Below are 11,508 nucleotides of genomic sequence, written 5' to 3' on the forward strand. Positions count from 1 at the left end.
TACTATAAACTATACACGCAGAAAAAGCCTTTGTCCAGTCATTGATGGAAATCTCATCCAGCTGGAACATCAGTCCTTTGTGTCCTGCATGGCGCGAAGAGCTTCCCGCAGGGTTTCGAGCGGAGACGCTCCCTTGGCCTCGCGGACGCTGATATACGGCTTCGAGCCCGCACTGAGCATTACGCGCGAGCGCAGGGCGCTGATCATGGAGGAAATGCGTTTCATATCCACATGCTCCACAAACAGCAACAGCGTTGGGCCCTGCTGCTTGATCTCGTACACGCCCAGAGAGGCCGCCGTGTTGCGCAGCAGCGCTACATCGATCAATCCGCGAACAGAGATCGGCGGCTCGCCAAAACGGTCGATCAGCTCGTCGAGCACGTCGCTTGCGTCGTCGTCGCCGCGAATATCCGCGATGCGGCGGTAGATTTCCAGCCTTTGGTTTAAGTTTTCGATATATTCCTCCGGAATATGCGCCTCGATCTGCAAATCCACCAAACATTCTCCCGGAGGCGGCGCTTCGCCCTTTTCCTGGCTTACGGCTTCCCCAAGCAGCTTTAAATACAGGTCGTAGCCGACGGCTTCCATATGGCCGTGCTGCTCGCCGCCGAGGATGTTACCCGCGCCGCGGATCTCAAGATCGCGCATCGCGATTTTAAAGCCGGAACCGAACTCGGTGAACTCGCGGATGGCCGAAAGGCGCTTCTGTGCAATTTCGGAAAGCACCTTATTCCGGGTAAAGGTCAGGTAAGCATAGGCGCGGCGCGACGAACGCCCCACGCGCCCACGCAGCTGGTGCAGCTGCGAAAGGCCCATGCGGTCGGCATTGTCGATAATAAGTGTGTTCGCGTTCGGCACATCCACGCCGGTTTCAATGATCGTGGTGCAGACCAGTACGTCGATTTCCTGATCGACCAGACGGCGCCAGACCTCGGAAAGCTCGTTTTCATTCATCTTTCCGTGACCGATACCGATGCGCGCTTCGGGAATCAGGGTCTGCAGCGTGGCGCTGACACGGTCGATGGTGCCGATGTCGTTGTGCAGGTAATATACCTGACCGCCGCGCCGCAGCTCACGGCGGATGGCGTCCGCCAGAATGCCGTTGTCGTGCTCGAGCACATACGTCTGCACCGGGTGGCGGTCATGCGGGGCCTCCTCAATCACAGACATATCGCGGATGCCCGAAAGCGCCATGTTCAGCGTGCGGGGGATGGGAGTCGCGGAGAGCGTCAGCACATCCACGTTCTTGCAAAGCTCCTTGAGCTTTTCTTTCTGAGCCACACCGAAGCGCTGCTCCTCGTCGATGATGACCAGCCCCAGATCGCGGAAGCGCACGTCCTTCGATACCAGCCGGTGTGTGCCCACCACAAAATCCACCTCGCCGCGTTTGAGACGGCTTAAAATCTCTTCCTGCTGTTTGGGCGAGCGGAAGCGGGACAGAAGCTCTACCCGTACGGGGAAACCCTCCATCCTCTTGATGATCGTTTGATAATGCTGCCACGCAAGGATTGTAGTGGGTACCAGCATGGCGCACTGTTTGGAGTCGCTGACGCACTTGAACGCGGCGCGCAGGGCCACCTCCGTTTTGCCGAAGCCCACGTCGCCGCACAGCAGGCGGTCCATGGGGGATTCCCGTTCCATGTCGACCTTGATTTCTTCAATACAGCGCAGCTGATCCTCTGTCTCCTCAAATTCAAAGTGAGATTCAAAGTCGTGCTGCCATTCCGTATCCGCGGCGAACGCGTGGCCCCTGGCGTTCATGCGCTGTGCGTAGAGCTTGATCAGCTCCTTGGCCATGTCCTTCACGGCGGAGCGGACACGCGCCTTGGTCTTCTGCCAGTCGGAGCCGCCCAAACGGTGCAGGCGCACCTGTGCGTCCTCCCGCGGGCCGATGTATTTCGATACCAGATCGAGCTGCGTTACCGGCACATACAGCGTGTCGTTTTTGGCGTAGCGCAGCTTGAGGTAGTCCTTGACGATGCCCTGCATGCTGATTTTGTGGATGCCCTCGAACACGCCGATACCGTGTGCGGAATGTACCACATAGTCGCCGGGATTCAGGTCGGAAAGGCTGTAGATCTCCTGGCTGTTTTTCGAGCGCTTGCTGCGGCTCTGTTTGCGCTGAGAGAGCAGACGCCCGTGGGTGATGAGCCCAAAATGAGCGCCGGGGTATTCCATGCCGGCGGAAAGACCGCCTTCCGTCACGATGACCTGCCCGGGCGAAAGCTGCTGCGGATCGGCAAGATACACGGCATTCACGCCCTGATTCTGCAGGTCGGCGGCGGTGTTTTGCGCCGCGCGTTCACTTCCGGCCAGAACCACGCAGCACCAGTGGTTGTGCAGCATCGCCTGCACGTCCTCGGTCAAAAGCTGCATGCTGCCGCTCCACACCGAATTCTGGCGCACGTTCATATTTTCCAGCACGCGTACCGGGGTTTCGTAGCTGCCGCGCGCAAAAGCATCCAGATAGATCGCGCCGAGCGAAAGAAATTGTTCCAGCGCGTACTGCCAGTCTTCGCTGTAGGTGTCGAGCCCACGGCACAAAATGCCGTGGGAAAGGTAGTCCTTTAAATCCTCGCCCCACTGCCATAGCGAAGTGCGGACCTTTTCCTTGTTTTTGACCGGCTCTGAAACAAACAGCAGGGTGTTTTCGTCCGCATAATCAAATACGGTGGCAGGCTTGTCATAAAGAAAGGGAATAAATTTATCCGCGCAGCCCAGCATGGCCCCGGCAGAGAGCTTGTCGGCCTCGGCCTCCAGAATCTCGCGGGCGGCGGCCGCTGTTTTTCCGCGCAAAGTAGCGGCGTGGCGTCGGATTTTTTCCGCCAGCATGGCCGGATGTTCGATCAGCGCTTCTACCGAAGGGGCGATCGTGATCTCGTCAATGGAGGAGGTGCGGCGCTGCGTTTCACGGTCAAAGAACGACAGCGTGTCGATCTCGTCGCCCCAGAATTCCACGCGCACAGGATGTTCCGCGTCGGGCGTGAAAAAGTCGAGAATGCCGCCGCGCAGCGCAAACTGACCGGTACCCTCGATTTGGTCAGCGCGCTCATATCCGCACGAGACCAGAATGCTCACGACCGCATCCGGCGTGATCTGCTGGGCGGTGCGCAGCGTAACGGTGCGCCGCCGCAGCTCTTCGGGCGGCAGTGTATACTGGAGGGCGGCATCCATGCAGAAGATCACGCAGTCGCAGCCGCCGGTCAGGTAGCACGAGAGCGCGTGCAAACGCTGATGCTCGTATTCGTGCGAGCTGCCCTGTGTATCGCGGAAGTTGAAATCGCGCAGGGGATACAGCGCGGGGCGCATGCCCATGGCGGTCAGGTCATCGAAAAGGCGCTGCGCCTCCGATTCTTCGGAGGCAGCAACAAAGGCTCTGCGTCCGTTCAGGGCGCAGAGCGAATAGATGATATTGGCCTTGTGGATCCCCGAAAGCCCTGTGACGGCTGCCGGGAGGGACTTGGATTTTACAGCCTGATCCAGCGCGGAGAATTCCTTCAGCGCGCTGACGGCGGTGGTGAGAAATTTCATGGAAAGCTCCTTGCATTACGGAAAAAGATCATCCGGATTCGCTTCCTTATTCAGAATACGAAACCAAACAGGAAAAGTCGGTCGGATTTTGCGGCGGAGCGAACGGTTTTAGGAATTAAACCGGTTCATGGCCTCATCGGTTTTTCCCTGCACCATCAGTTCGAGTGCATGGATCGCGTGGTCGATGGCCTCGCTCAGGTTTTTCGCCTCCTGCGCAGAAAAGGTGGAAAGCACCCAGTCCGCCAAGTTCCACTCGGGGTTCGGCTTGGCGCCGATGCCCATTTTCACGCGCGGGAACGCGTCGCTGCCCGAAAGGTAGATGATATTCTTCATTCCGTTCTGCCCGCCGTCGCTGCCCTTGCGGCGAATGCGCAGGTGGCCCGGCGCGAGCGAAATATCGTCGAATACGATGATCACCTGCTCAGGGGGAAGCTTATAAAAGCGCATGGCCTCGATCACGCTTTGTCCGCTCAGGTTCATAAAGGTGGAGGGCTTCAAAAGCAGCACCTTTTTTCCGCCGAACGTCGCTTCTGCGCACAGACCCTTGAATTTCAGGCGGTCGATTTTCACGCCCAGCGTTTGGGCCAGGCGATCCAGCACCATAAAGCCGGTGTTATGCCGGGTCTGCTCGTACTGCCGCCCGGGGTTGCCAAGGCCGACAATGATTGCCTGTACGGGGCCGGGAATGACCGCGGGCCGGGAAAAGATCGATTTAAGCATGATGACACCTCTGCTGGAAGAAATTCTGGAAAAGGCTTATGGCGGGGCGGAAAGATTCCGCCCCGCCAGACCGCCGAAAAGTAGTGCAACCGTAATATAATCGAACCATTTTGCTTTCTGCGCCGCTGTATGCCCGCAGGGCGGTTTCGCTCCGCAAAGGTCAGTCGCGTCCAAACAAGGAGGTTTCTGTCTCTGCCGTGTTTATCGCCTTACAGTTTCAGCGGCCTGCAGATTCAGGCTCGGCGGGACGGAAAAAATTCCGTCCCGCCTGAATCTGCTTTGTATCAAAAACGGGGCAGAGGTACCCCCTGCCCCGCATCCGGCATTCCGTTTGTGCAGAATCACACAAACATGGGGGAAACCGGCTTGTCTTCGTAAATGCGCTCGATGGCTTCTGCAAACAGAGGAGCCACCGGCAGAATCGTAAAGTTCGGCAGACGCTTCTCTTCCGGTACCGGAACGGTATCCAGCAGAATCAGTTCCGAAATACAGCTGTTCTTGATGCGCTCCACCGCAGGGCCGGAAAGCACGCCGTGTGTTGCGCAGGCGGTCACTTCGATCGCTCCGCCGACTTCCACCAGAGCGGTGGCGGCGTTGCACAGAGTGCCGGCAGTATCGATCATGTCGTCCACCAAAATGACTTTTTTGCCGCGAACGTCGCCGATGATGTTCATGACTTCGGATACATTGGCTTTCTGGCGGCGCTTGTCAATAATCGCAAGCGGGCTGCCGATGCGGGCGGCAAAATTGCGGGCACGGGTAACAGAGCCGAGGTCGGGGGAAACCACGACATAATCATCGCTGTTGTTGCCCACTCTGTCTTTCAGGAAAGAAGAGAGAATCGGAGCGCCCAGCAGGTGATCCACGGGAATGTTGAAGAAGCCCTGAATCTGAGGTGCGTGCAGATCCATGGTAAGGATCCGGTCGGCTCCGGCGGTGGTGATCAGATCAGCCACCAGCTTTGCAGAAATCGGGTCGCGGGCCTTGGCCTTACGGTCCTGGCGGGCATAGCCGAAGTACGGAATAACCGCGGTGATACGGGCGGCCGAAGCACGCTTCATCGCGTCGATCATGATGAGCAGCTCCATGATGTTGTTGTTTACCGGCGCGCAGGTCGACTGCACAATAAAACAGTCCGAGCCGCGAACAGATTCAAACAACGACATGGCAATTTCCCCGTCGCTAAAGGTAGAAACCTCTGATTTCCCCATGGGCAGGCTAAGGCAATCTGCAATTTGCCGGGCGACTTGCGGGCTTGCGTTCGCCGCGAAAATCTTGATATCCTTACCATGAAAATTCATTGAAAAAATCCCCCTAAACAGTTTGGCCGCCAAACGGCGGCGGTTTATAGACGTTAGTGTATCAGTACGCGCTTTAGGCGCGCAGAGTGGTGAATGGGTCAGGCGTTTGTTCGTCTTTCAGGGTAATGCCGCGGCACTGCACATTTTGCAGCACGCAGCGGTCTCCGGCGGTGGTGTCCTCCAGCAGAGCGTTGGGGCCGATGATGCAGCCCGCGCCGATGCAGGTGCGGCCGGTCAAAATGCTGCCGGGCAGAATTTTGGTATCGGGTCCCACGGTTACGTCGGGCCCGATGAGAATGCCGTCCGGGCAGGGAATATCGACTCCATCAGCCATCAAACGCAGTAAAACATTCTGTTTGGCGATCGAGTTCAGTTCAGAAAGCTGTTTTCGGTCATTCGCGCCCAGCACGACATTGCTGTCACCGGTTAAAAATGCGCCGGCGCGCTGGTCACGCGAAAGGAGCAGCCGTATCGCATCGGGCAGGTAATACTCGCCCGTGCTGTTTTTATTTTGGATATCGTGCAGCACCGAAAGCAGACTGTCTACCCGGAACCAGTAAGCCCCCGAGTTGATCTCCCGAATCCGCTTTGTCGGCGCGTCGGCTTCTTTTTCTTCTACAATGGCCCGTAAAGCACCCGTTTTGCTGTCGCGCACGATGCGCCCGTACCCGAACGGGTCGGCCGGCTCTGCGGAAATCACCGTAACGGCCTGTCCTTGTTCCATATGCTCCGCCAGAGCAGAGCGGATGGTTTCGGGGTCAAGAAACGGCGCGTCGCCGCTCAAAATCAGTACGTTTGCGCCGCTGTGGCTGCGCAGGAACTGCTCCGCCATCATAACGGCGTGCGCGGTACCTTTCTGCTCCGCCTGAAACACATGCTCAAAAGGAGCAGTACGCTGCTTTGTTTTGGCTAAGCCATCCAAAAAGGATTCCACTTCGCTGTGCAGGTGCCCGGTTACGACGCATACGTTTGAAACTCCGGCGCCTTCCACAGCGTCGATCACCCACTCGAGCATGGGTTTGAACAAAACCTGACACAATACCTTGGGCCCTTGGGACTTCATCCGCTTTCCCTCACCCGCCGCAAGGATAATGGCACAGTTTTCCATAGTGAATCCTCCGTCAGTTTCGCAAATAATCATACGGTATTATTATCGCATATCATCAAAATTTTTCAAGACCTATTTTGTTGTTTTGTTAAAAGATTGTTTCTATTGCGTTAGAAAAAAGACGATTTCTATTCTCTTTTTAGAGAAAATCTGCACTTTACTTCTTTTAAAGCAAAGTGCAGATTTCACAGAGAGGAATTCCGCTGTTTCGGGCAGATGAAATTCCTCCAATATTTCATTTTAGCAATACAATTATTTCACGATGGAAATGGTGGTGCTGGCAGTCTTTTCGCCGTTGATGTATACGCCGCCATACTGGCCGGCTTTTCCGACCGCCTTTACCAGGTACAGATAGTCGTTGCCGCGCTTGCCGTTAAAAGTGACTTTAAAAGAGCTGCCCGCCACGTTAAAGGTGGGCTGCTTGCCGTTGAGAGAAGTGATCTTGAACTGGTAAACGCCGTTGGCTTTTATGTTCAGGTGCTTGCCGGTATCGCTCTTGTAGGTACCAGTCGCAGCAGGGGCCACAACCGGTGTGGTGGTGGGCTGGGTTGTGCCGGTCACCTGAGAGGACGAAGCGGGAGCGGAGGAATCAACATAGAAATAAGCGTAGAAGGTTTCGGGATTTTCACCCCTGGAGTTTACCACGCTGGTCTGAATAGCGATCAGTTTTCCAGCGGATGCGGCCGGAATCGTATAGGAAGTTCCGCCGTTCTGCAGAGAAATGGAATCCTGTTCCTCTGCAAAAGCACCGCCGCTGTTCTTGGCGAAATAATTCACGGTTGTGTGGGTAGACCCTGCAAACTGATATCCTGCAGCAGGAGCAACCGAAAGAACGGCTCCGACAGGAACAGCGGCGTAAGAGATTTCCTTCTGCTTGACAACATCAACAAAAATGAGGTCGCCTTCACCGGTCATTTGAGGAACCGCTTCCACAAACGGCAGAGTCTCCGTTTTCTGAGCGGTTACGGAAGAGGCTGAAAAAGTACCGTATTCATAATTGGTCTGTTTGACGCTGTCTGTACCCAAAAATCCGCCGACATAACCCGGTACAGCCGTTGCTGCGAATGCGGTTGTAGAAACGCTTACCGCCATGGCAGTTGCTAAAAATGCTGTTAAAATTCTTTTTTTCATGTAGATTCCACCTCTTATTTTTCTATTGTTTATTTCAGTACAATCCATCTGCCGGAATTTTTGCGGCGTACAGGCTGCTGTTCAGCGAATCAAAGAGATTTGAAAGGCCGCCGTATGTAAGATACCGCTGTGCGAGCCTCCTTTCATAAAAATCAATTTGCAGCGAATGAATTGCTTCTGTGATAGGTAAGTCAGCGGGTCGGGTGTTTTTTGCCCGCTGAAAACAAAAAAAGGACGCAGTGAAACGAAAATTTTTTCACGTCACAAGCGTCCTGAAAAACAACTGTAAGCAAATATTGCTGCAATCGGTACTCCAATAGGGGCACGAAAAGTGGGGACCGGTTGCAGGATTTCACTGTACGGTTTCCGAATCCGTTGTGGATGAAGACGGTGGCCCCGTATTACTACAGAAAGAGCGGGGAATTCTCTTTCTTGTTCTTGTACCGAGCTTTATTCGGGTATTTAGTTTCCAAATTATACCATACGGTTCTGTTCGCCTGCAATAGATTCGATCACTTTTTTCTCATTTAATGAGAAACCTACAGAAAAAGTGTGACCGCACAGTGCGTAATGGAGGGGAACTTGTAATTATTGATAATTCTGTGACGAAATATTTGTGAAAGAATTACTAATCCCATGATTTCGGGCTTTTCCAGCGATCAAACCAGGAAGAATCTTCATAAAAAATTATTATATTATATGTAAAATAGGATGGATTTTTAATGATGATTTTGATATAATCCACAATAGATGTCCAATCGTTTATCCTAACAAAGGATAATTGGTTCAATAGATTCCTTAAAATTATAGGAGGTAGAAGAATGAGTCATAAGTATGTGTACCTGTTTTCGGAAGGAAACGGCAGCATGAAAAACCTGCTGGGCGGCAAAGGAGCCAACCTGGCAGAAATGACAGTACTGGGAATGCCCGTACCGCAGGGTTTTACGATTACAACGGAAGCCTGCACCCAGTATTATAATGACGGAAGACAGATCAATGAGGAAATTCAGGGGCAGATTTCTGAATATTTGGCCAAGATGGAAGAGATCTGCGGCAAAAAATTCGGCGATGTCAAAAACCCGTTGCTGGTTTCCGTGCGTTCCGGCGCCCGTGCTTCCATGCCCGGCATGATGGATACCATTCTTAACCTAGGTCTCAATGATACCGTGGTGGAGGGTTTGGCCGCACTGACCAGCAATCCCCGCTTTGCTTACGACTCCTACCGCCGATTCATCCAGATGTTCTCCGACGTTGTGATGGAGATCCCAAAGAGCGACTTTGAGCGCGTGATCGATGCGAAGAAGGAAGAGAAGGGTGTCAAGCAGGACACCGAGCTCGACACCGAGGACATGAAGGACCTGGTCGTTCGCTTTAAGGCTTTGTACCGCGAGAGAAAGGGAACCGATTTCCCCACCGAGCCCCGCGTACAGCTGATGGAAGCCGTAAAGGCCGTGTTCCGTTCCTGGGACAACCCCCGTGCGAACGTATACCGCCGCATCAACGAAATTCCGTATGACTGGGGCACCGCGGTCAACGTGCAGTCCATGGTGTTCGGCAACATGGGCAATACCTCCGGCACCGGCGTTGCGTTCACCCGCAACCCTGCTACCGGCGAAAAGAAGCTGTTCGGTGAGTACCTGATCAACGCACAGGGCGAAGACGTTGTGGCCGGTATCCGTACTCCCGAGCCGATCGACCACCTGAAGGACACTCTGCCCGAGGTTTACACCCAGTTTGCAGAGACTGCTCAGCGTCTGGAAGACCACTACACCGACATGCAGGACATGGAGTTCACCATTGAAAACGGCAAGCTGTATATGCTGCAGACCAGAAACGGCAAGCGCACCGCGGCCGCCGCTCTGAAAATCGCCGTAGACCTGGTGGAAGAGGGCAAGATCAGCACCGAAGAAGCGGTTCTGCGCGTAGAGCCCAAGCAGCTCGATTCGCTGCTGCATCCCCAGTTTGATCCCGCCGAGCTGAAGAAGGCTCAGGCGATCGGCAAGGGCCTGGCAGCATCCCCCGGAGCGGCCTGCGGCCGTGTGGTGTTCAGCGCCGAAGACGCCAAGGCGTGGAGCGACAAGGGCGAGAAGGTTGTTCTCGTTCGTCTGGAAACCTCCCCTGAGGATATTGAGGGTATGGCAGTTGCACAGGGCATTCTGACCGTTCGCGGCGGCATGACCTCTCACGCGGCGGTTGTTGCGCGCGGCATGGGAACCTGCTGCGTATCCGGCTGCGGTGAGATCGCCATGCACGAGGCAGAGAAATACTTCACCCTGGGCGGCCAGACCATCCGCGAGGGCGACTATATCTCCATCGACGGCAGCACCGGCAGCATCTACGGCCAGGCGATGCCCACCGTAGAAGCCTCCATCTCCGGCGACTTTGACAAATATATGCACTGGGCGGATCAGGTACGCCGTCTGCAGGTTTACACCAATGCGGATACCCCCCACGACGCAGCTCAGGGCAAGGCGTTCGGCGCGCAGGGCATCGGCCTGTGCCGTACCGAGCACATGTTCTTTGAGGGCGACCGCATCAAAGCGATGCGCGAGATGATCGTTGCCAAAACCACGGATGCCCGCCGCAAGGCGCTGGCAAAGCTCCTGCCCTACCAGCAGAGCGACTTTGAGGGCATTTTCGACGTGATGGAAGAGCTGCCGGTCGTCATCCGCTTCATCGACCCGCCTCTGCATGAGTTCCTGCCCACCAAGGAAGAGGATATCAAAGAGATTTCCGAGGAGCTTGGCCTGACTGTTGAAGAGCTCAAAGAGGTCATCGCGAGCCTGCACGAGTTCAACCCGATGATGGGCCACCGCGGATGCCGCCTGACGGTTTCCTATCCGGAAATCGCAGAGATGCAGACCACCGCTGTGATTACCGCGGCGATCAATATTTCCCGCAAGAAGAACATCAACATCGTTCCCGAGATCATGATCCCGCTCGTCGGCGAGGTCAAAGAGCTCAAGTTCGTAAAGGACGTCGTTACCTCCACCGCGGATAAGCTCATCGCGGAGTCCGGCATTTCGATGAAGTATGAGGTCGGCACCATGATCGAGATTCCCCGTGCCGCTCTGACAGCGGACGAGATCGCGAAGGAAGCGGACTTCTTCAGCTTCGGTACCAACGACCTGACCCAGATGACCTTCGGCTTCAGCCGTGACGACGCCGGTAAGTTCCTCGATTACTACTACGAGAATAAGATTTACGAGTCCGATCCCTTTGCTCATATCGACCAGAAGGGCGTTGGCAAGCTCGTGGAAATGGCGACCGAGAAGGGCCGCGCGGCAAACCCGCACCTGCATGTCGGCATTTGTGGCGAGCACGGCGGCGATCCCACGTCTGTGGAATTCTGCCACCGCACCGGTCTCGACTATGTTTCCTGCTCCCCCTTCCGTGTTCCGATCGCTCGCCTGGCTGCTGCTCAGGCTGCGATCAAGGAAAAGAGAGCCGCTGCGAAATAAAAATAAAAAAATGCGGTCAGCAGCGCCTTTGCGGCGCCAGTAACTCTTGCATTACTCTGCATCCGTAATATCAACGAACAGGGCATGTGCCTCAGAAGCTTCGGCTTTTAGGGTACGCGCCCTGTTTTTTCCTTTGCGCAGAACCAAAAATCCGCGGCAAAAAGGGCAGGATACGGGAAGGCGCCAAATGTGCTTTTTGGAATAAAATGGGGAAACGCCATCCTTTTCCAGTCGCTTACCCGCGATTTGCCAGAAT

At 55.1% G+C, this 11,508-nt stretch carries 6 protein-coding genes; 1 reads left to right on the forward strand and 5 read right to left on the reverse strand.

The genetic code is table 11. The features are described from left to right. Positions 1-69 precede the first annotated feature (69 nt). From mfd to HMPREF1141_RS02085, 5 genes are all read right to left on the reverse strand, one after another. Positions 70-3,531 carry a transcription-repair coupling factor gene (mfd, locus tag HMPREF1141_RS02065; RefSeq protein ID WP_009060749.1) on the reverse strand — a complete coding sequence of 1,154 codons (3,462 nt, stop codon included), beginning with the start codon at positions 3,529-3,531 and terminating at the stop codon, positions 70-72. 108 nt (positions 3,532-3,639) lie between these two features. Next, positions 3,640-4,251 carry an aminoacyl-tRNA hydrolase gene (pth, locus tag HMPREF1141_RS02070; protein WP_009060638.1) on the reverse strand — a complete coding sequence of 204 codons (612 nt, stop codon included), beginning with the start codon at positions 4,249-4,251 and terminating at the stop codon, positions 3,640-3,642. 341 nt (positions 4,252-4,592) lie between these two features. After that, positions 4,593-5,552, reverse strand: a complete 960-nt coding sequence (locus HMPREF1141_RS02075) for a ribose-phosphate pyrophosphokinase (RefSeq protein WP_009060614.1) — start codon at positions 5,550-5,552, stop codon at positions 4,593-4,595. A gap of 73 nt (positions 5,553-5,625) precedes the next feature. Further along, positions 5,626-6,660, reverse strand: coding sequence for a sugar phosphate nucleotidyltransferase (locus HMPREF1141_RS02080; RefSeq protein WP_009060515.1), 1,035 nt, complete (start codon positions 6,658-6,660; stop codon positions 5,626-5,628). A 252-nt stretch (positions 6,661-6,912) separates the two neighbouring features. Next, the gene (locus HMPREF1141_RS02085; RefSeq protein WP_009060620.1) at positions 6,913-7,791 is read right to left on the reverse strand and encodes a hypothetical protein; all 879 of its coding nucleotides are present in this window, start codon (positions 7,789-7,791) and stop codon (positions 6,913-6,915) included. 821 nt (positions 7,792-8,612) lie between these two features. Between HMPREF1141_RS02085 and ppdK the strand changes: the two genes are divergently transcribed. Next, a complete protein-coding gene (ppdK, locus tag HMPREF1141_RS02090; protein WP_009060750.1) occupies positions 8,613-11,252 on the forward strand; it encodes a pyruvate, phosphate dikinase in 2,640 nt (879 codons plus the stop codon). Positions 11,253-11,508 lie beyond the last annotated feature (256 nt).

The sequence above is a fragment of the Clostridium sp. MSTE9 genome, from assembly GCF_000277625.1.
Taxonomy (GTDB): Bacteria; Bacillota; Clostridia; order Oscillospirales; family Acutalibacteraceae; genus Faecalispora; species Faecalispora jeddahensis.